The organism is Ensifer sp. 22460, from assembly GCF_052044935.1.
GTDB lineage: Bacteria > Pseudomonadota > Alphaproteobacteria > Rhizobiales > Rhizobiaceae > Ensifer.
Genome location: NZ_JBQENZ010000029.1, coordinates 1 through 20,675, shown reverse-complemented (window position 1 = coordinate 20,675; position 20,675 = coordinate 1). Strand labels below are relative to the sequence as shown.

Sequence of the window (20,675 nt, the reverse complement as noted above, 5' to 3'; positions counted from 1 at the left end):
TTCGTTTGAACGCCCAAAGGACGCTCTAGCACTTTGATTCTAGAGCATCTTTCTGCCTCAAATGATTCCACTTGAGGGCAGGATGCTCGAGGCAGCGATACCAGGAAAAGTGTGCAGCGGTTTTCTGTCCGGAATCGGGTCCAAAAATCGAAGTCTCCGTTCAGCCCTGGGTCGCCTGCGGGATGTAATCCCGCGCAATATCGATCGATGTCGGGCGCCCATCGAGAAAGAGCTCACCGATGCGCGGCGCCGTCCGGGCGATGACCTTGCCAGCCTTGATCACGAACAACCGGTTTGGCTTCAGCCGCAGGGCCTCGCTGACATCGGCCGCCTGCAAGAGGACCAGATCGGCCTTGAAGCCCACCTCCAGCCCATAGCCCTCAAGGCCCATGGTTTTCGCCGAGTTCACGGTGATCGCGTCGAAGATCCTGCGCTTGTCCTCGATGCCGCCCATCTGCGTCACATGAACAGCCATATGGGCCACTTCCAGCATGTCGCCCGACCCCATCGAGTACCAGGGATCCATGACGCAGTCGTGCCCGAAGGCGACGTTGATTCCTGCCGCCATCAGTTCCCTGACCCGCGTCATGCCGCGCCGCTTCGGATAGGTGTCGTGGCGCCCCTGCAGCATGATGTTGATCAGCGGATTGGGGATCACGTTGATCTTCGCTTCCACCATCAGCGGGATGAGCTTGGAAACATAGTAGTTGTCCATCGAGTGCATCGAAGTGAGATGCGAGCCCGCAACGCGTCCCTGCAATCCGAAGCGCACGGTCTCGGCCGCCAGCGTCTCGATGTGGCGCGACAGCGGGTCATCGGTCTCGTCGCAATGCATGTCGACGGGCAGGCCGCGCTCGGCAGCGATGCGGCAGAGCGCCTCCACCGAGCGTGCGCCATCCTCCATCGTCCGCTCAAAATGGGGAATGCCGCCGACGATATCGACGCCCATGTCGAGCGCACGCTCAAGCGATGCGACGCCATCGGGCGCGCGGTAGTAGCCATCCTGCGGGAAGGCAACGAGCTGCAGGTCGATATAGGGCGCGACCTTCTGCCTGACCTCGAGCAGCGCTTCGGCCGTGACCAGCCGAGGATCCGACGTGTCCACATGGCTGCGGATGGCGAGAAGCCCCTGGCTGACGGCGAGATCGCAATAACGCAGCGCCCGCTCGACCAGCGCCTCCTTGGTCAAGGTTGGGCGCAACTCGCCCCAGAGCGCGATGCCCTCAAGCAGCGTGCCGGAGACGTTCATCCGTGGCAGGCCGAGCGACAGCGTTGCGTCCATGTGGAAATGCGGATCGCAGAAGGGTGGGCTCAGCAACCGGCCGGTGGCGTCGATCTCTTCGCCTGCGGTCGCGGCAAGGTTCGGCTCGATTGCGGCGATCTTTCCGCCCACAACACCGACATCAATGCCCTGGCGTCCGTCCGGAAGGTTGGCGTTGCGGATGATCAGGTCGAACATGGCTGGCTTCTCCAGATGTCAGCGCCGCTTGTGGACCAAGCTGGCATGCCTACGATCCGAAGCTCTTGCGATAGGCGGCCGGCGACGTGCCGAATCGACGAACGAAGGAACGACGGAAGGCGATATCGTCATGGAAGCCGATATCCGTGGCAATCTTTTTGAGTGGAATGCCGGTGTCTTCGGCAAGCCTGCGCCCCGCCTCCAGCCGCATGCTCTCCACATAGTCGGCGGGCGTCATGCCCACCTCCTGTTTGAACTGCCTGGAGAAGTTTCGCTCGCTCATGCCGACGCGCCGGGCAACCGCTGCGACGCCGAGGTCGGCAGAGAGATTGTCGGCAATAAAATCCTGAGCCGCACGAATGGGTGTCTTCTGTGCAAGCTGGCCGGCGAGTAGGGTGCTGAACTGGGTCTGGCCGCCGGGCCGCTTGAGAAAGACAACGAGTTCACGCGCGACCTTCAAAGCGATGTCCAGGCCGAGATCTTTCTCGACGATGGCAAGCGCCAGGTCGATGCCGGCCGTTACGCCGGCTGAGGTCCAGACGTTGCCGTCCATGGTGAAAATGCGGTTGGGCTCGAGTTTCACCTCTGGGAAGCGCTTGCCGAATTCCGCCGCTTGCGACCAATGCGTCGTCGCCCACCTGCCGTTTAAGAGGCCCGCCTCGCCGAGCACGAAGGCGCCGGAGCACACCGATCCGAAACGGCTGGCGCGAGCCGATGCTTCCTTCACCCAGGGGAGAAGCGATGCCGGCAGTGGCCGTTCATGAATGAGCGGATCCCCGGCCACAAGCAATGTATCGATGTCGGAAAAACCTTCCTCCAGCGACCGATCCGGCAGCAGCGTCAACCCGGAAGATCCGCGCACCGGACTGCCGGACGCGCTGACGACCTCCACGGAATAATGGTCGGTGCCGCTCTGACGGTTGGCCTCCGCAAACACGTCCGAGGGCCCGATGACGTCGAGAAGCTGCACGCCCTGCATGGCGACGATGGCGATCTTGTGAACGGCCATTAACGAACCTCGAACAATCTGCCGGTCAGGACGATGCTGACCGTACGATAGAAGACGACAGCGATGGCGCCGGCAAGAAACAGGAAGAACAGTCCCGCCAGGCCGGTCAGGATAGCGCTCCCGGCAGAAGCGGCATACCGGAAGAAGGCGATCGACAGGGCAGCAAGCGGAAAGCTGATGGCCCACCAGGTGACGCTAAAGGTAACATGGGAGCGGAACACCATCGGCGACAGGACGAGCATGAGAAACAGGGCAAAGTAGAATAGGACCGTGGCGAAGAGATCGACCGAACCCGTGACGTTAGTATAGGCGAGGAAGCCGACGGCAAAGGGGGCGACGAGAACCATGAGGGACGGCCGAGCCAGCGCCGGAAGCGGATCTTCGTGGCGCAACCGCGAGAAGATGAGCGCGATAAAGACCGCGGCGATGACGCTGCCGACCGAAAAGGCAAGCATATTGACTTCATGCGCCCAGGAGAACGGCATGGCGTGGCCGGTAACGGCGATATCAAGGGTGGCGACGCCGGGGATGAGTAGCGGCGGCAGGGTGGTATCGCGCGACTGCTGCCGGCCGAGGAAGCCTCTGGCGACGACATAGGCGAGGGCGAAGGTCAGCGCAGACGCGATGGTCCAGACGACCTCTGACAGCAGCGGGCTGTAAAGGTTCAGAAAGGCAGACTGCAGAAGCAGGCCGATTGCGACGGTCGCAAAGAAGTTGCTTTGAACCGGATGGGCGAATTCAGCGGCGACCAAGCCAGGGTGCCGGCGCCATTTGATGGCATAGCCCAGGGCAAGGCTCAGAAAGATCGAGGTACCGAGCCAGCCGACATATTCCCCGGGAAGGGCCGGCAGTCCGATCGTCCTGGTGGCTTCGCGCCAGGCGAGGCTCAGGCCCGTGATGCCCATTACCGATGCGAACAGGTTGATCGGAAGCTGCGAGATCGACCGCTTGGTCAGCGGCGTGCTGTTCGAGAGATCTATGGATTGAACGGTCATTGGCTTGTTCCTGTCCGAAAGAGTGCTGACAGGATTAAAACACGCTACACCTTTGTCTTGAATGATGCAAACAGTACGATTTCGGACTGGCTGCGTATGTTTCCGGCCAAGGATCGCTCAGTATCGCCGCCAGGTCGGTTGCCGACCACCGCGGCCGGGTCACGGTGCCCCGTAGCTGCGCCAGAGAACATAGAGGCTGACGGAAAAGATGATGGCGCGGATAATCTGCGTCAGCGTATCGCGCTGGGTCGCAAGCCGGGTGGAGACAAAGGTGCCGACGATTCCGCCCAAAATGCCGCCGGCGATGAAGTAGCCGGCGATGCGCCAGTCCACCAAACCCGAGGAAGCGTAGTTGATCGCGGTCGTCAGGCCGAAGGTGCCGACGGCAAGCAACGACGTGCCGACCGCATTGATGAGCGGCATGCCGGTTGCAAGCAGGAGGCCGGGGACGATCAGGAAACCGCCGCCGATGCCGAAGAAACCGGAGCAGGTACCGGTCAAAAGCGCCGTCACTCCGGTCTTGCCGTGCGTCCCGATCGAAAGCGATTGCGGCGTGGCCGCCGTGTCGCACTTTACCTTTTTCATGGCGAAGCTGACGAACATCATCACCAGCCCGAACAGGAACAGTAGGCGCTGGCCGTCGACCAGTTTGCCGAGGCTGGAGCCAAGATAGGCGCCGAGCGAGCCGGCCACCGTGAAAATCAGAGCGCACCGCCACCAGAGGTGGCCGCGAAGCGCATGGCTGATGAGGTTGAGATAGGCGTTTGCGGAAACGGCGAGCGCTCCGGTGCCGAGCGCCGTATGTACGTCGCGAATGCCGACCACATAGATGAGGAGCGGGGTTGCCAGGATCGAGCCGCCGCCACCGATCAGGCCGAGCGTGAAGCCGGTGAGCGAGCCGGAGCCGATCGCGAGCAGCATTTGCTGGAAAGGATCCGCCACGATGCCTCTACCCCCAGACCGAACCGGGAAGGGCGTCGAGCGGGATTTTCAGGTAGCGCCGGCCATTGTCTTCGGTGGCCGGGAGCTCGCCGCCGCGGACATTCACCTGCAGCGCATGCAGAATGAGTTTCGGCATCGGCAAGGTACGGTCGCGCGCCTCGCGCAAGCCGACGAAATCGGTCTCGGACTTGCCGGCGACATGGGGGTTTTTGGCCTTCTGCTCCGCGACCGTGCTTTCCCAGCGCGCCTCGCGGCCTCCTGCGCAATAGTCGTGGCCGGTGAAGAGCCGAGTCTCATCCGGCAGTGCCAGGATCGCCTGGATCGAGCGCCAGAGGTCGGCAGCGCTTCCGCCGGGAAAATCGGCACGGGCCGAGCCGCTATCGGGCATGAACAGCGTGTCGTGAATGAAGGCTGCGTCGCCGATCACATAGCTGATCGACGCGAGCGTGTGGCCGGGCGAATGCAGGACGCGAGCCTTGAGCTCGCCGATCCGGAACGTCTCGCCGTCAGTAAACAGCCGGTCCCACTGCGAGCCGTCGCAGGCGAAATCCGGCCAGTTATAGATCGCTTTCCAGATCCGCTGCACGCCCTTCACGTGTTCGCCGATCGCCGTCGGCGCTCCCGTCCGGGCCTTGAGATAGCGCGCCGCCGAGAAATGGTCGGCATGAGGGTGGGTGTCGAGGATCCATTCGACGGTCAGGCCTTTGGCCGCGACATGGTCGATGATCGCGTCGGCATTCCGCGTGGCGGTCGAGCCCGACTTCTCGTCGAAATCGAGCACCGGGTCGATGATCGCGCATTTGCCCGTCGCCGGATCGGCAACAACATACTGGATGCTGCCGGTGCGGGCGTCGTAAAAGCCGGTCACATCGGGCTTATGCATAGGCGAGCGCCTCTTCAGCCGTTGCGCACGGGAAGAAGATGGCGCGAGCGGGGTCAAAATCGTAATCGGCTTCGAAGGTGGGCGCGTCCGCCGCCAGCTGGGCGACGCAATCGAGGATGAACTTCACCTTTTCGTCCGAAAGCAGGACGCTGAAGTTCAGCCGTGTGAACCCGGGCTTCTCGATCTCTTCGCCGGCGAGGATCGCCTGTCGGATCTGTTCGGAGTGTTCGGCATCGATCGACAGTAGCCGGTGTACGTAGGGCCCGGCACAGGCGCAGCCGCCGCGTGCCTGGATGCCGAAGCGATCGCTGAGCATGCGAGTAACGAGCTGCTGGTGGACATAGCCGCCCTTGCCGTTCCTGATGCGGAAGGAGAAGATCGGCAGGCGATCCGGTTCCTTAAGGCCGAGCAGCTCCAGCTGCGGGACGGTCTTCCAGGCGGCAAAGGCCTGTTGGGCCAGCGCGCGGTTGCGCCTTTCCATTTCTTCAAGACCGATCGCATGCTTGACGATGAAGGCGAGGGCTGCGCGGATGTCGCCGACGACATTCGGTGTTCCCGCTTCTTCGCGTGCTTCGAGATTGCCGCTGTAGTCGTGGGTATCAGGCGAAACGAACTTCACGGTGCCGCCACCCGGCCAGGTCGGTTTGTCGGTCACGACGCCGTCGCGGCGAACGATCAGGATGCCGGAGGCGCCCGGACCGCCGATGAACTTGTGCGGCGAGACGACAATGGCGTCGATCTCGAAACCGGCAGGCGACATGGAAATCGGAATGTAAGGACCGGCGCCGGCATAGTCCCAGATCATCTTCGCGCCGGCCGCCTTGACCATCCGGGTGATCGCCGCGACGTCGCTGGTGATGCCGGTGATGTTCGAACCGGCGGACAGGGCGCAGATGGTCAGATCAGGCGCACCGGCGTTGAGCGCTTGGGCAAGCTCGGCAAGGTCCGGCCCGCCCGCCTGGCATTCGGCCAGTTCGACGATCTCAGCACCGCTTTCACGCCATGGCAGGATGTTGGAGTGGTGCTCGTAGGGCCCGATGATGACGCGGACTTCTTTGCCTGCCGCTACGGCTTCGGCAACGCCGAACAGCTTGACCAACCGGTTGATGCCCGAAGTGGCGCCGGAACCGGTGAATATCACGGCGTGGTCGGCAGTCGCGCCACAGAATTCGCCGATCAGCGCGCGCGCTTCCCGCCGCAACCGGGTCATGAAGCCGCCGCAATAGGAGGCTTCCGTGTGGCTGTTGGCGTAATAGGGCAGGACTTCGTCGAGCACGAAGCTTTCGATCACCCGCAGTGCCCGGCCGGAAGCGACATAGTCGGCATAGACGAGCGGCTTCGTGCCGTATGGGCCGACGATCTGCGCCTTCGCGCCGACGAGATCGTCGCGAAGATCGGCAATCACGCCCGGGCGGTTCAAAGCCTGGCGGAACTTGGCAAGCGGGCTAAGCTCCTCACAGGAGTGGCGGTGAACTGTTGGAACGATCATCTCGCTGACCTCCCTTGGAGCGAACATTGACAGCGATTATATTCCCCTTCATGGTCAAAAAATTCACCTATCTTCCTGCGCCAGCCGCGCTGTATTGTGTCAAATGATCGAAGAATCATCAAAAATAGATAGTTTTGATCTGAAGATCATGACGTTGCTGCAAAAGGATTCGAGCCTCTCGCAGCGTGAGTTGGCCGAGCGGGTCGGGTTATCGCAAAATGCCTGCTGGCGGCGCCTTCAGCGTCTGCAGTCGATCGGCATGATCCGGGGTTCGCACTGCGACATCGATCTCAGTGCTCTGGGCCTGGATCTGACGGTGATCGTGATGATCCGCACACGCCATCACTCCAAGGAATGGAGCGACGGCTTCCGGCAGCATGTCGAGCGACTGCCGGAAGTGATCGACTTCTACAGGATCGGCGGGGACTGGGACTATCTAATCAAGGTGGTGACCCGGGGCATGGGCGGCTACGACGCCTTTTATCAGAAGCTCATCACCAACTTCGATCTCGCCACGGTCACGGGCTTCTTTTCCATGGAGGCGATCATCAACAATCGCCCGGTGGATCTCAGCCGGTTGAAGTAAGGCGCCGGGCTCCGGCGCCCCATTTTGTGGTCACATCACGCCGAAGCGCTCGAAGGCCTCGACCGTGCTCATGCCGCCCTCGATCGCGAGGCGCACCTTGCTTTCGGTTTCGGCCTTTTCCAGCGCCAGCGCGATTGCTTCCCGTTCCGCCTCGCGCGGGATGACGAGCACGCCGTCACGGTCGCCGAAGAGGATATCGCCCGGCCGGATGCGGATGCCGCCGATCTCGATCGGGATACCGTAGTCGACGACCTTGCCGCGCGGCCCCTGGTCCTGCGCATAGGATCCGTAGCAGAAAGTCGGAAAGTCGAGCGCAAGAATGCCGGCGCTGTCGCGGCAATAGCCGTCGCAGATCGCGCCGGCGGCTTTTAGTTTCATTGCACGGGTCGACATCAGCTCGCCCCAGACGGCGTAACGTGGCGAGGAGCCGGAACAGACATAGATCTCTTTGGGTTTCAGGCTATCGAGCGCGTGGAACATCAGGCCGAACGGTTTCGAGCTGAATTCCGAATGGCCGCTCGCCTCGGCGGTTGCGAAGAAATCGGCTTCGAGTACGGGCATCGCCCGCCCGACGGCGACCATGTCGTCGCGGAGTGCCCGGATCTGCGGCGGCAGGAACTGGTGTTGCAGCCCCATCGTGTCGAGGATGTCGCCGACCACGGCCGTGAACAGACGGCTGCGCATGGCGGTAAACAGTTCGGTATCGTCTTCAAAACGTGTCATTTCTCTTCCCTCAAGCCATGTGTGCCATGGCGGTAGCGATGCCCTGCATCACGCCTCTGATTTCCGCGAGGCCCTTCAACCGGCCGATCAGCGAATAGCCGGGGTTGATCCGCTCCTTGCCGATGTCGTCGGCCAGGAGGTGCCCGTGATCCGGGCGAAGCGGGATTTGCCAGTCGGCGCGGCCTTCCTGTAGCCGACGCTCCTGTTCCTGCATCAGCGCAAGGATCACTGCCGGCATGTCGCTCGATCCGCCGAGATGATCGGCCTCGTAAAAGGAGCCGTCCTCCTCCCGCTGGACATTGCGCAGGTGGGCAAAGTGAATGCGTGGGCCGAATTCACGAACCATGGCTGGCAGATCATTGTCGGTGCGCGTGCCATAGGATCCGGTGCAGAAGGTGATGCCGTTGGCTTGGCTGTCGACGGCGGCGAGGATGCGCCTTACATCCGCGGCCGTCGAAACGATGCGCGGCAGGCCATAGAGCGAAAAGGCCGGATCATCGGGGTGGATGCAAAGCCGGATACCGACCTCCTCCGCCACCGGAACGATCTCCTTGAGGAAGCGCGCCAGGTTGGCATGTAGGGCGTCTGCCGTCACGCCGTCATACTCGGCAAGGGCGGCCAGAAAGCTCGCCCGATTGAACTGCCGCTCGGTTGCCGGCAGGCCGGCAATGAGATTGCGTTCGATCCGGTCGATCTTCGCCTGGTCCATCTGATCGAAACACTGGCGGGCGGCGAAAATCTGCCGTTCGGAGTAACTATCCGCGACGCGCGGCCGCTTCAGCACGAAGAGATCGTAGGCGGCAAAGTCGACCGCGTCGAAGCGCAGCGCATAGCCGCCATTCGCCAACGGCTGCATCAGCTCGGTGCGCGTCCAGTCGACCACCGGCATGAAGTTGTAGCAGACAGTCGTGATACCCGCGCGCGCCAGCGCTCGCAGCGTGTCCTTGTACCAGCCGATGTAGCGGGCGCTGTCGGCGGTCGCGAGCTTGATCGAGTTGTGAACCGGGATGCTCTCGACGACACTCCAGCGCATACCGGCGGCTTCAATCAGCGCCTTTTGGGCAAGGATCGCTTCATCCGACCAGGGCGATCCGTCATAGATATGATGCAGCGCCGAGACGATCCCTGTGGCCCCCGCCTGCCGGATATGGCTGAGCGGCACCGGATCATTTGGCCCATACCAGCGAAAACACTCTTCCATCAGTCTCATGCAGAACTCCTACCCCGCGTCAGTGGCTATTGTTGGACCACGCCTGTCAATAATGTCCGATTGGTCCAACAATTCAAGCCTTATGGACGCAATTTCGGACGATGTCGGTAACTTTGCGCGAAATTTGAGAGATTGCGCTTGACTGAACGCGCAAACTGGACCAACAAATAGAGCATCGCAGGGAGGATGGCCGGTGAGCAGTTCTGTACGAGAAGAGGCGTTGTCGGGTGTGGAGCCCGTCGAGCCAGGCAAGACCTCGGCCGTGGACCGGCTGGTCGAGCAGATCCGCGACATGATCTCCGAGCGCGGTCTCGGTATCGGCGATGCGCTTCCGACCGAGCGCGATCTTGGCGAACAATTCCAGGCCGGGCGCAACACGGTGCGGGAGGCGCTGCAGGTGCTGCGCGCCTATGGCATGGTCGAGACGCGACCGAAGGTTGGCGCCGTTATCAGCGGCGGCCACGGCGAGGCGATCCGCCGGCTCTTTGCTTTTCACAACGGCATCTCGCCGGACTCTTTCCGCGACCTGCAGGGCTTCCGCCGCATCATCGAGACGGGTGTCGGCGAGCACATCATCCTGACGGCTGCTGACGCCGATTTCGACCGGCTGGATGCGATCAACGCGCGGATCCTAGAAGCGGACAGCGTCGAGGAAGCGGCGCAGTGCGACTACCAGTTCCATCAGGCGATCGTGGAGCTATCCGGCAATCGCACGACGGTCGCCGCCTACCACATGCTGCGCTCGGTGATCGAGGAGGTCATGCGGCTCGGCAAGGCGGAGCGCCCGGTGCATGCGGCGACTTTCGAGGCCCATGCCGAGATCATCAGGGCGCTGAGGGCCCGCGACCGCATCGCCTACGTCTACCTGATGAGCCGCCACCTGGAGTTCGGCATCCGCTTCGTCGATGCCGTGCCCGGCGGCCAGCCGTCGCGATGAGCACATAGAGATTTTCGCCTGGACCGCTCCCCAAATGGGCGGTGCTGGCATCCGTTTGCCGGATCCACTCGCCCGTTGGTCCGGCGGCACGAACAGGGCACTTGGGAGGAGAACCGACATGAACAATTCGAAACGTCACATTCTGGCGCTTGCAGCATTGCTTGCCACCGTCAGCCTTGCGCCGGGTGCGGCACATGCCGGCGGCAAGGCGATTGCCGGCATCGTATTCCAGCAGGACCAGTATTTCCGCGGCATCCAGATCGGGATGGAAAAGGCGGCCGAAGCCGCCGGCGACGAACTTCTGGCCGGCAACAGCGACAGCAAGCTGGAGAAGGAAGCCCAGCTCATCGACACCTACATCGCCCGGGGCGTGAACTCGATCGTCGTGGCGCCGCTTTCGGCGGACGCTTCGGTACCGGCGCTGAAGAAGGCGCGTGACGCCGGCATCACGGTCGTCACCTACGGCACCTCGGCCAATGGCGACGTCGCACAGGCGACGGTGACGAGCTCGGATCGCGATATCGGCATCGGCACCGGCAAGGCCGCGACCGATTTCTTAAAGACGCTCGGCAATGGCGAGAAGGTCAAGATCGGCACGCTCGCCTTCAAGGCGCTGCTGCCTGAGCAATCGAATGCCCGCGTCGATGGTTTCCTGAGTGTCGTCAAGGATCAGGTGGACATCGTCGCGCAACAGGACGCCTGGCTCGCCGAAAAGGCACTGGCCGTCGCCAGCGACATGCTGACGGCCAATCCCGATATCCGGGTGATCTATGCGGCCAACGAAGGCGGCACCATCGGTGCGGTGCAGGCGGTCAAGAAGGCGGGTCTTGAAGGCAAGGTCTTCGTCTTCGGCACCGACGGTTCCGAGCAGCTCGCCAACATGCTCTTGAACTCCGACAACGTGCTGCAGGCGACGACGGCGCAGCAGCCGCTCGAGGTCGGCAAGCAGGCAATCGAAGCCGCGCAGAACCTGCTCGACGGCAAGAAGATAGAGACCAAGGTCAACGTGCCCGTTCTGCCTCTGACACGCGTCAACGCTGAAGGGGTCGCTGCCTACAAGGAAGGCCTGAAGGCCCTGAAGTAAGAGCCTAAAAGTGAACCGAGCGGCGGGCATCGCCGCCGCTCCTTCGCCGCCGACAGCAGGAAAACCGCATGAGCTATCCGCAACTAAGGTCAGCCGCGTTGCAAGGGGTGCAGGGACGGCTGGACTTTCGGACCGTGACCAAGCGTTACGGCCCGACTGTCGCCCTCTCCGAATTCACCCACAGCTTCGCACCCGGCCAGGTGCATGCCCTCATGGGCAAGAACGGCTCGGGCAAGTCGACGCTGGTCAAGCTTCTCGCCGGCGTGACCGAGCCGACATCGGGCACGATCAGCGTCAATGGCGAGGACCGCCACTTCACCTCGCCGCACGACGCCTTTGCCGCCGGCATTGTCACCGTGCACCAGGAGCTCTCGCTGGTGCCGGAGCTCTCTGTCGGCGAGAACATCTTTCTCGGTCGGCTGCCGCACCGCCGCCGCGCCGGTTTCAGCGTCGTCGACTGGGCGGGCCTGCACAAGCGCGCCGGTGAGTTGCTGGCCGACATGGGGCTTGCGATCGATTCCCGCCAACCGGTCTCCGCACTCAGCGTCGGCCAGCAGCAGGTGGTCGAGATCGTCAAGGCAATGTCCTTCAACCCGTCTATCCTGCTTCTGGACGAGCCGACCTCGGCGCTGGCTTCCCGCGAAGTCAAACAGCTCTTCGCGCTGATCGAGCGGCTGCGCGCCCGTGGCGTGACGATGATCTACATCACCCACCGCATGAGCGAACTCTTCGAAATCGCCGACACTTGCACGGTGATCCGCGACGGCCACTATATCGGCTCGGTCGCGATGAAGGAGACGACGCCATCTGCAATTGTCGGCATGATGTTCGGCGATGCGGCGCGCGCCACACGTCCGCCGCGGCGAACGCTTGACCGCGCCAAACCCGTGCTCGAGGTCCGCAATCTCAGTCGGGCCGGACATTTTCAGGATGTCTCCTTCGAGCTCTATCCCGGCGAGATCCTCGGCATCGCCGGTCTGCTCGGTGCCGGCCGCACCGAACTCATGCGGGCGATTTTTGGGGCCGACCGGATCGACGGCGGTTCGGTCACGTTCGACGGTCGCGACATGACCGGTGCCAGCCCGCGCGACATGCGCAAGGCCGGCCTCGGCTACACGCCGGAAAACCGCAAGGAAGTCGGCCTCGTGCAATCGCTTTCGACGGCCGACAATCTCTGTATGGCAAGCCTCGGTCCGATCTCGCGCAACGGTTTCATCTCGCGCGGGCGCGAGCAGCCGCATGTCCGTCGCCAGATCGCCGATCTGCACATCAAGTGCGGCGATCCGGAACTGCCGGTGTCGTCGCTTTCCGGCGGCAACCAGCAGAAGGTGGTGATCGGCAAATGGTTGAATCGGCAGCCCTCGGTGATGTTCTTCGACGAGCCGAGCCGCGGCGTCGACGTCCAGGCCAAGCGGCAGATCTTCGACATCATCTGGCAGCAGGCGGCTGACGGTCTCGCCAGCATCTTCGTCTCGACGGAACTCGAGGAAGTGCTCGAAGTCGCCGACCGCATCCTCGTCATGCACCACGGCGCTGTCGTCGCCGAGGTGGATCCGACGAAAACCGACCTTACCGAACTTTACGGTCTGTGCATGGAAGGGGCCAAGCAATGACACTTGTGAGCCAAACGACCGAAGCTGGTGGCCAGAACACGCCGCTCAAGTTCCTCAAAACCTACCCGATGGAGATCATTCTCGCGGCGCTGGTGATCTTTCTGATCCTGGTCGCGCCCGGCTTCGCCTCTACCGGCAATGTGCTGAACGTGCTGCGCACGGTCTCGATGCTCGGCATCATCGCCTTCGGCATGACCGCCGTGATCATCAGCGGCGAAATCGACCTTTCGGTCGGAGCCGGTGCCGCGCTCGCCGGCTGCATCGTCGCCTGGTTCGCCGACCGCTTCGCCGGTGTCTTCGGCGACTGGGGTGCGGTCACGGTCGGTTTTGGCGTGGCGCTGTTGCTCGGCTTCACGCTCGGCTACCTCACCGGTCGCTTCCGGCAATGGTTCAACGTGCCGACCTTCATCACCACGCTCGCGCTCTTCGCGGCGCTGCGCGGTGTCGCCAACCTGATCACCGGCGGCTTCCCGATGTCGTCCTTCCCGCTGGGCTTCGATTTCCTCGGCGGCGGCTATCTCTTCGGCATTCCGTTCCCGGTCTATATCTTCGCGCTGACCTTTGCCGCCATGCACTTCCTGATGAAGTACACGAGCTTCGGCCGCGAGGTTTATGCCGTCGGCGGCAATATGGAGGCGGCCCGTCTTTCCGGCATCGACATCTGGAAGGTGAAGGCGCTGACGCTCGGCCTCACCGGCGCGCTGACGGCCGTCTCCGGCACGCTGATCGCCTCGCAGATCGGGGCCGGAACCGGGACGACCGCGACCGGCATGGAACTTGACGTGATCGCGGCCGTCATAATCGGCGGCACGTCGCTTTTCGGCGGCAAGGGCCGCATCTGGTGCACGCTGATCGGCGTTCTCTTCCTTGGCTGCATCTCCAACGGCATGACGTTGATGAATGTCAGCGAATATTGGCAATACGTCGTGCGCGGCGGCATCATCCTCGGCGCCGTGCTTCTCAACCAGGTCCTGGAACGGGTGCGTTGAGACCGGAGTGGGGTGCCAGCATCCCGCTCCAACTTACGAGTTTCGCGGAGACAATCATGACTGAATTCAAGGGAAAAATCGCGCTGGTCACCGGCACTTCGGGGATCGGCCTCGCTTCGGCAATCCGTCTCGCTTCGTCGGGCGCGACCGTGATTGCCTGCGGCAACGACATCAATACCAACGAAGCCTTCGACCGCATCGCCAGGGAACGCGAGCTGCCGATGTCGACGCGGCTGACGGACGTTTCCGTCGAGGCCGAGGTGGAAGCAGCGGTGCGCGAAGCGGTGCTGCGCCATGGTGGCCTCGATATCATCGTCAATGCTGCGGCCGTGCACCCCTATGGCACGGTTCTCGATACCAGCGCCGAGACCTTCGCGCGCTGCCTCTCGGTCAATGTCGGTTCGATCTACCTGACCGGCCGCTTCGGCATTCCGGAAATGATGAAGCGCGGCGGCGGCGCCATCGTCAACATCTCCTCGGTGCAGGGCCATGCCTGCCAGCAGAACGTCGCGGCCTATGTCGCCTCCAAGGGCGCGATCCATGCACTGACCCGTGCCATGGCGCTCGATCACGCGGCGGCGAAGGTCCGGGTGAATTCGGTGAGCCCCGGCTCGGTGCGCACGCCGCTGCTTTCGCTTGCTGCCCGCACCTATGGCGGCGAGGGCGTCAGCGAAGCGGAAGCCTTCGCCCGCTTCGGTGCCGCGCATCCGATCGGCCGCATCGGCGAGCCGGAGGAGGTGGCCGAACTCGTCGCCTATCTCGCCTCCGACCGCGCCGCTTTCGTCACCGGTTCGGATTTCCGCATCGACGGCGGCCTCACTGCCGGTATCGGCGTCAAGTAATCAGACAGGAATTGATAAGATGAAGATCGGCCTCGGGCTTTACCGGGAACAGCTCACCCCGGACAATTTTCAGTTTGCGCAGCAGGCAGGTGCGACCCATGTGGTCGCGCATCTGACCAACTATTTCGCCGGCAAGGATCCTAAGATCGACAGCGGCGACCAGGGCGGCTGGGGCGATTGCTCTGGCGATCGGCTCTGGTCTTTCGAAGAACTGTCGGCGCTGGTGAAGGATGTGCGCGCCGGCGGCCTGGAGGTGGCAGCGATCGAGAACTTCTCGCCGCGCTTCTGGTCGGACGTGCTTTTGGACGGGCCTGAACGCGCCCAGCAGATCGAGGGGCTGAAGCAGCTCATCCGCGACGCCGGCCGCGCCGGCATTCCCTGCATAGGCTATAACTTCTCGCTTGCCGGCGTCTATGGCTGGACGCGTGGCCCCTATGCCCGCGGTGGTGCCGAATCCGTCGGCTTCGGCGTCGAGAACAACATTGCACCCAGCCCTGACGCGCCGATTCCCGACGGCATGGTCTGGAACATGCGCTATCGCCGTGGTGTCGCGGGTGCCGCTTCGGTCTCCGTCAGTTCGGCGGAGCTCTGGGATCGGCTTGCCCATTTCTTGAAGGAAGTCGTCCCGGTCGCCGAGGAGGCGGGTGTGGTGCTCGGCGCCCATCCGGATGATCCGCCGGCGGAGGAGTTGCGCGGCACTGCGCGGCTCGTCAATCGGCCAGAAAAATACGACCGGCTGATGGCGATCGTCGACTCGCCGTCGAACGGGCTGGAACTCTGCCTCGGCTCGCTGCAAGAGATGCCGGGCGGCGATATCTACGAACATGTGCGCCGCTTCGCCCGCTCCGGCCGCATCGGCTACATCCACTTCCGCAACGTGCGCGGAAAGATGCCGCGCTATGTCGAAACCTTCGTCGACGAGGGTGATATCGACATGGCCGAGATCATCCGCATCCTGCGCGACGAAAACTACCAGGGCGTGATGATCCCCGATCATACGCCGGCCATGACCTGCGGCGCCTCCTGGCACGCGGGCAAGGCCTTTGCGCTCGGTTACATGAAGGCGCTGGTGCAGAACGCCGAGGCGCTCGGGCCGTCGCGGTCGATCTCCACGTGCGTGGCGGCGGAATAGGAGGCGGCGATGGCCCGTGAGCTGATCTGTGTCGCGCCCGTTGGCGACCGTTGCGGCGAGGGAGCCGTCTGGTCGGCCACGGAAGCGGCACTCTACTGGACCGACATCAATCGGTTCCTCATCCATCGCTACGACGAGGCGATGCGCGCAGTTAGAACTTGGCTGTTCGAGGAGCCGGTGGTCGCGATCTCGCTGACGCAGGAAGATGGCCGGCTGCTCGTCGCACTCGGCTCGAAGCTGATCTGGTGGTGGCCGCAGACGGATCGGCGTGAGGATCACGGCTTCGTCCTGCCCGGCGCGCCGCGGGTGCGCCTCAATGACGGTCGCACTGATCCGGCCGGAAATTTCTGGGTCGGATCGATGAAGAACAATGTCCTGCCCGATGGTCAGCTTGGCGAGGTTGGGCCGGGGGAGGGTATTCTCTACCGGATCGCGCGCGATGGGGCCGTTACCGAATGGCGGCACGGCCTCGGTATCTCCAACACGCTCTGCTGGAGCCCGGATCGAGGAACCTTCTACTTCGCCGATACGCTGGCAAACGAGATCTATGCCTTCGACTATGATGCCGGGGCCGGCGCGATATCCGGCGAACGGCATTTTTTCACCGGCTTCGATCGCGGCTCGCCCGACGGTTCGGCAATCGACAGCGAGGGGTATCTCTGGAACTGCCGCTATGGCGGCCGTTGCATAGCCCGGATTGCGCCCGACGGCAGCCTTGCCGAGGTGATCGACATGCCGGTCACCAACATCACCACCTGCACCTTCGGCGGCGCGGACCTCAAAACGCTTTACATCACCACGGCCGGCTCGGGACCGGGCGAACGCCTTGCCGGCAGCCTCTACGCCATGCGGGTCGAGGTCGCGGGCCTTCCGGAGAACCGCTACGGGATAGCGACCAAGTGAGCGCGATGACGACGAGACGTGCGCTTGCCTGGGCGCATGGGTGCCTGTCGGTGCAGTCGCTCGGCGGCATGTTCGGCCCAGTGCTGTTCCTCTTGCCGGACGGGCGACAGGTCAGTCCCTTGCATGTCGCGCCCTGGGGCAATGATCCGAAGCGTGGGACCTTGCCCGAGATCTTGCAGGAGCTTCGCGGCGAGTGGCCCTGCGTTCCCTTCGGCAGCGACGCCGAGCGGTCGCTCCCCGCAGGCTGGTCCGCAACAGGCGAGAGCTTCGACGGCGCCGGCGTGCCGCATGGTCACAGCTCGAATGTCCAGTGGATCTGGGGCGACTGCGACGACCGACAGATCACCATGGAATGCCACTATCCCGAGGATCACCCGATCCGCTTGCTTCGCCGGCATATCGTGCCGGATTCGAAGGCGGCTGCCGTCGACCTCACGCTGGAAATCGAGGGCCGGCGTCCGTGCCGCCTTCCGATCGGTCTGCATCCGACGTTCCGGCTGTCGCCGCGGCCGGGTTCGGTCGTTATCGAGCCGGGCAGCTACGATTGGGTCTGGAGTTTTCCTGGCGATGTCGAGCCGGGTGCGGCGCTATTTGCGCTCAATCGGCGTTGGTCCTCGCTCAAGAGCGTTGAGACCCGCGACGGTGCGGCTCATGATGCGGCACAGGTGCCGCTTGTCGAAGACACCGAGGACCTGCTTCAGCTCTCGGGCATCGACGGCAGTCTCGCGCTCCATTACCGCGACGAGGGCTTTCGCGCGCGGCTGTCGTGGCAGAAGGAGCACTTTCCAAGCCTCCTGCTCTGGTACAGCAATCGCGGCCGCAAGGCCTATCCCTGGGACGCGCGGCATGTGGCGCTTGGCGTCGAGCCGATCGCTTCCGCCTTCGATCTCGGGCCGGCAATCTCTACCGGCGCCAATGCCCTGGCGTCTTCCGGCATCGCGACCGCAATCGCCTTCGAGCCCGACCAGACCTTCACCACCCACTACCGGCTTTCCGTCGAAGCCGCTCCCATGGGCTGAGCCGACGCGCTCGCCGAAACGTTGCAATTGAAAGGCCAAGAGAATGAAACTGCTGCGTCTCATCATCGACGGCTCCGCTGTGCCCTGCATTCTCGATGGCGAGGGCAGGGCGCGGGATGTCTCCTCGCTCGTGCAGGACTTCACGGCAGAAACCCTGACAGCTGTCATGGTGGCGCTGTCTGGCATTGATCTATCGGCCCTACCCGTGATGCCGGTGATCGACGCCGATATCCTGCCGCCGGTCGCAAGGCCGGGCACGATCTGGTGCGTCGGGCTCAACTACTCCGACCACGCGGAAGAGGCGGGTCTGACGGTGCCGGCTGAACCGATCCTTTTCAACAAGGCGGCCGGAACCTATTGCGGTCCGAACGCGCCGCTTCTTCATTCTGAAAAAATGTCGAAGCTCGACTGGGAGGTCGAACTCGGCATCGTCATCGGCAAACGGGCGCTCAATGTATCCCGCGCCGACGCAATGGAGCATGTCTTCGGCTACTCCGTCGTCAACGATGTCTCCGAACGCGCCTGGCAGATGGAGCGCGGCGGCCAGTGGGTGAAAGGCAAGAGCTTCCCGAACTTCTGCCCGACGGGCCCCTGGCTCGTGACCCGAGACGAAATGCCGGACCCGCAGGCGCTTTCGATGTGGCTCGACGTCAACGGCGAACGCATGCAGTCAGGCACGACCGCGCGCATGATCTTCGACGTCGCAACCATCGTCTCCTACATGAGCGAGTTCTGCGTGCTGGAGCCCGGCGATCTCATCTGCACCGGCACGCCGCCCGGCGTCGGCATGGGCAAAAGGCCGCCGCGTTATCTGAAGCCCGGTGATGTGGTGGAACTCGGCATCGACGGCCTCGGTCGCCAGCGTCAGATCGTTCAGTCCCTCTAGATCGATACGGAAAGGCCTGACCATGAATGGAAATACGGGACGATTGGCGGGGCGTTTGGCCATGGTCACCGCCGCCGGCCAGGGCATCGGCCGCGCCGTCGCCGAGCGGTTGATGGCCGAGGGTGCGGAGGTCCACGCCAGCGACATCAATGCCGACCTGCTCTCCACCCTCGACGGCGCCAGGACGACGAGGCTTGATGCGACGGACCACGCGGCAGTGGCCGCCTACTTCGCAGCCTTGGCCCGGGTCGATATCCTCGTGCATGCGGTCGGCTACGTGCACCAGGGCACGATCGAGGAGTGCTCGGCCGAGGACTGGCGTCGCTCGGTCAACATCACGCTCGACAGCGCCTATAACGTCATTGCCGGCGCGATCCCGAAGATGAAGGCCCATGGCGGCAGCATCATCACCATCGGTTCGGTCGCCTCCTCGATCAAGGGCTTCCCTCGGCGAGCAGCTTACGGTGCCGCCAAGGGCGGCGTCATCGGGCTCACCAAGGCCGTTGCCGCCGACTACGTCTCAGAGGGCATTCGCTGCAATTCGGTCTGCCCGGGAACCGTCGCCTCGCCGTCGCTGGAAGAGCGTATCGGCGAACTCGGTGAAAAACTCGGAAGCCGGGACGAGGCCCACAAGTCCTTCATTAGCCGGCAACCGGCCGGGCGCTTCGGCACGGTCGAGGAGGTCGCTGCGATCTGTGCCTTTCTGGCTTCCGACGAGGCGGCCTTCATCACCGGGCAGGCAATCAATATCGACGGTGGCATTACGATCTGAGCGTTGCCTTCGTTCAAGTCCGCCAAATGCAAAACACCTCCGAATGTTCTCCGGAGGTGTTCGTTTTCGTACCGTCGAATGGCATCGGTTTGACGCCATTCGAGATCGTTTGTCGATCAGGCCGACAGTGCCTTGAACGCGGCGAGGATGGCATCGCCCATTTCCGTCGTGCCGACCTTCTTCGCACCCTCGGCCATGATGTCGCCGGTGCGGATGCCCTGGTCGAGCACCGCGGCGATCGCCTTTTCCAGATTGTCGGCTTCCGTCACCAGGTTGAAGGAATAACGCAGGCACATGGCAAAGGAGGCGATCATCGCGATCGGGTTGGCAATGCCCTTGCCGGCAATGTCGGGGGCCGAGCCATGCACCGGCTCGTAGAGCGCCTTGCGCTTGCCGGTCACCGCATCCGGGGCACCGAGCGAGGCCGACGGCAGCATGCCGAGCGAGCCGGTCAGCATGGCGGCGACGTCCGACAGCATGTCGCCGAACAGGTTGTCGGTGACGATGACGTCGAACTGCTTGGGCTGGCGCACCAGCTGCATGCCGCCGGCATCGGCCAGCATGTGCTCGAGCTGCACGTCAGAATATTTCGCCTTGTGGGTCTCGGTCACCACCTGGTTCCACAAGACGCCCGACTTCATGACGTTGCGCTTTTCCATCGAGCAGACGCGGTTCTGCCGCGTGCGCGCCAGTTCGAAGGCGACGCCGGCGATGCGTTCGATCTCGTAGGTGTCGTAGACCTGGGTGTCGATGCCACGCTTCTGGCCGTTGCCGAGATCGATGATTTCCTTCGGTTCACCGAAATAGACGCCACCGGTCAGTTCGCGCACGATCAGGATGTCGAGGCCTTCGACGAGTTCCGGTTTCAGCGACGAGGCGGCAGCCAGCGCCGGGTAGCAGATCGCCGGGCGCAGGTTGGCGAACAGTTCGAGATCCTTGCGCAGGCGCAGCAGGCCGGCTTCCGGACGCACCTCGTAGGGCACCGCATCCCACTTCGGGCCACCGACGGCGCCAAACAGCACCGCATCGGCGGCCAGCGCCTTCTTCATGTCCGCTTCCGAGATCGCCTGGCCATGGGCGTCATAGGCCGAACCGCCGACCAGGCCCTCGTCGGTCACGAAGCCGGCTGAAAGCTCGGCATTCATGTAGGCGATGATTTTGCGGACTTCCGCCATGGCTTCCGGGCCGATGCCGTCGCCGGG

Annotated in this window: 20 protein-coding genes; 11 read left to right on the top strand and 9 right to left on the bottom strand. The window is 63.3% G+C overall.

The genetic code is table 11. The annotated features are described in order from the left end of the window. Positions 1–160: 160 nt before the first annotated feature. The 6 genes from ACTJKM_RS28750 to ACTJKM_RS28725 all read right to left on the bottom strand — a co-directional run bounded on the left by ACTJKM_RS28750 (position 161) and on the right by ACTJKM_RS28725 (position 6,777). Complete coding sequence (locus ACTJKM_RS28750; RefSeq protein ID WP_058327643.1) at positions 161–1,459, bottom strand: amidohydrolase family protein; 1,299 nt, start codon at positions 1,457–1,459, stop codon at positions 161–163. Between the two features lie 49 nt (positions 1,460–1,508). Beyond that, positions 1,509–2,468 carry a GlxA family transcriptional regulator gene (locus ACTJKM_RS28745; RefSeq protein WP_440661440.1) on the bottom strand — a complete coding sequence of 320 codons (960 nt, stop codon included), beginning with the start codon at positions 2,466–2,468 and terminating at the stop codon, positions 1,509–1,511. After that, positions 2,468–3,463, bottom strand: coding sequence for an SLAC1 anion channel family protein (locus tag ACTJKM_RS28740; RefSeq protein WP_058327645.1), 996 nt, complete (start codon positions 3,461–3,463; stop codon positions 2,468–2,470). The genes ACTJKM_RS28745 and ACTJKM_RS28740 overlap by 1 nt, the downstream gene beginning before the upstream one ends. A gap of 159 nt (positions 3,464–3,622) precedes the next feature. Then, positions 3,623–4,384, bottom strand: coding sequence for a sulfite exporter TauE/SafE family protein (locus ACTJKM_RS28735; RefSeq protein ID WP_440661469.1), 762 nt, complete (start codon positions 4,382–4,384; stop codon positions 3,623–3,625). Positions 4,385–4,412: 28 nt separating this feature from the next. Further along, a complete protein-coding gene (locus tag ACTJKM_RS28730; protein ID WP_058327646.1) occupies positions 4,413–5,288 on the bottom strand; it encodes an MBL fold metallo-hydrolase in 876 nt (291 codons plus the stop codon). Then, entirely contained in the window at positions 5,281–6,777 is a 1,497-nt protein-coding gene (locus tag ACTJKM_RS28725) for an aminotransferase class V-fold PLP-dependent enzyme (RefSeq protein ID WP_113513346.1), read from the bottom strand. Before ACTJKM_RS28725 ends, ACTJKM_RS28730 begins: the two co-directional genes overlap by 8 nt. 103 nt (positions 6,778–6,880) lie before the next feature. On the opposite strand from ACTJKM_RS28725, the gene ACTJKM_RS28720 reads away from it, so the two are divergent. Next, on the top strand, positions 6,881–7,363 hold the full coding sequence (locus tag ACTJKM_RS28720) for an Lrp/AsnC family transcriptional regulator (RefSeq protein ID WP_057251205.1): 483 nt from the start codon (positions 6,881–6,883) through the stop codon (positions 7,361–7,363). A gap of 30 nt (positions 7,364–7,393) precedes the next feature. On the opposite strand, the gene ACTJKM_RS28715 is transcribed toward ACTJKM_RS28720, so the two are convergent. Together ACTJKM_RS28715 and uxuA are read right to left on the bottom strand one after the other, a co-directional pair. Further along, positions 7,394–8,086 carry an RraA family protein gene (locus tag ACTJKM_RS28715; RefSeq protein WP_440661438.1) on the bottom strand — a complete coding sequence of 231 codons (693 nt, stop codon included), beginning with the start codon at positions 8,084–8,086 and terminating at the stop codon, positions 7,394–7,396. A gap of 10 nt (positions 8,087–8,096) precedes the next feature. Continuing rightward, positions 8,097–9,287, bottom strand: coding sequence for a mannonate dehydratase (uxuA, locus tag ACTJKM_RS28710; RefSeq protein WP_058327648.1), 1,191 nt, complete (start codon positions 9,285–9,287; stop codon positions 8,097–8,099). 202 nt (positions 9,288–9,489) lie between these two features. Here uxuA and ACTJKM_RS28705 point away from each other — a divergent pair, with 202 nt between their 5' ends. The 10 genes from ACTJKM_RS28705 (at position 9,490) to ACTJKM_RS28660 (ending at position 19,473) form a co-directional block, all read left to right on the top strand. Continuing rightward, a complete protein-coding gene (locus ACTJKM_RS28705) occupies positions 9,490–10,233 on the top strand; it encodes a FadR/GntR family transcriptional regulator (protein WP_058322732.1) in 744 nt (247 codons plus the stop codon). Between the two features lie 118 nt (positions 10,234–10,351). Continuing rightward, positions 10,352–11,317 (top strand): substrate-binding domain-containing protein, encoded by a 966-nt coding sequence (locus ACTJKM_RS28700; protein WP_057251201.1) that lies wholly within the window; start codon positions 10,352–10,354, stop codon positions 11,315–11,317. 68 nt (positions 11,318–11,385) lie between these two features. Beyond that, positions 11,386–12,930: a sugar ABC transporter ATP-binding protein gene (locus ACTJKM_RS28695; RefSeq protein WP_082640852.1), complete on the top strand. Its 1,545-nt coding sequence runs from the start codon at positions 11,386–11,388 to the stop codon at positions 12,928–12,930. After that, positions 12,927–13,919 carry an ABC transporter permease gene (locus tag ACTJKM_RS28690; RefSeq protein ID WP_058322733.1) on the top strand — a complete coding sequence of 331 codons (993 nt, stop codon included), beginning with the start codon at positions 12,927–12,929 and terminating at the stop codon, positions 13,917–13,919. Before ACTJKM_RS28695 ends, ACTJKM_RS28690 begins: the two co-directional genes overlap by 4 nt. A gap of 56 nt (positions 13,920–13,975) precedes the next feature. Further along, positions 13,976–14,761 (top strand): SDR family NAD(P)-dependent oxidoreductase, encoded by a 786-nt coding sequence (locus ACTJKM_RS28685; protein ID WP_058327650.1) that lies wholly within the window; start codon positions 13,976–13,978, stop codon positions 14,759–14,761. A 19-nt stretch (positions 14,762–14,780) separates the two neighbouring features. Continuing rightward, the gene (locus ACTJKM_RS28680) at positions 14,781–15,893 is read left to right on the top strand and encodes a mannonate dehydratase (protein WP_058327651.1); all 1,113 of its coding nucleotides are present in this window, start codon (positions 14,781–14,783) and stop codon (positions 15,891–15,893) included. A 9-nt stretch (positions 15,894–15,902) separates the two neighbouring features. Next, positions 15,903–16,796: an SMP-30/gluconolactonase/LRE family protein gene (locus ACTJKM_RS28675; RefSeq protein ID WP_113513350.1), complete on the top strand. Its 894-nt coding sequence runs from the start codon at positions 15,903–15,905 to the stop codon at positions 16,794–16,796. Between the two features lie 5 nt (positions 16,797–16,801). Further along, positions 16,802–17,815 carry a hypothetical protein gene (locus tag ACTJKM_RS28670; RefSeq protein ID WP_058327652.1) on the top strand — a complete coding sequence of 338 codons (1,014 nt, stop codon included), beginning with the start codon at positions 16,802–16,804 and terminating at the stop codon, positions 17,813–17,815. A 43-nt stretch (positions 17,816–17,858) separates the two neighbouring features. Continuing rightward, a complete protein-coding gene (locus ACTJKM_RS28665; protein ID WP_058327653.1) occupies positions 17,859–18,701 on the top strand; it encodes a fumarylacetoacetate hydrolase family protein in 843 nt (280 codons plus the stop codon). Positions 18,702–18,723: 22 nt separating this feature from the next. Then, complete coding sequence (locus tag ACTJKM_RS28660) at positions 18,724–19,473, top strand: SDR family oxidoreductase (protein WP_058322740.1); 750 nt, start codon at positions 18,724–18,726, stop codon at positions 19,471–19,473. A gap of 116 nt (positions 19,474–19,589) precedes the next feature. On the opposite strand, the gene leuB is transcribed toward ACTJKM_RS28660, so the two are convergent. After that, a partial coding sequence (gene leuB / locus ACTJKM_RS28655) for a 3-isopropylmalate dehydrogenase (protein WP_058326273.1) occupies positions 19,590–20,675 on the bottom strand: 1,086 nt, incomplete at its 5' end.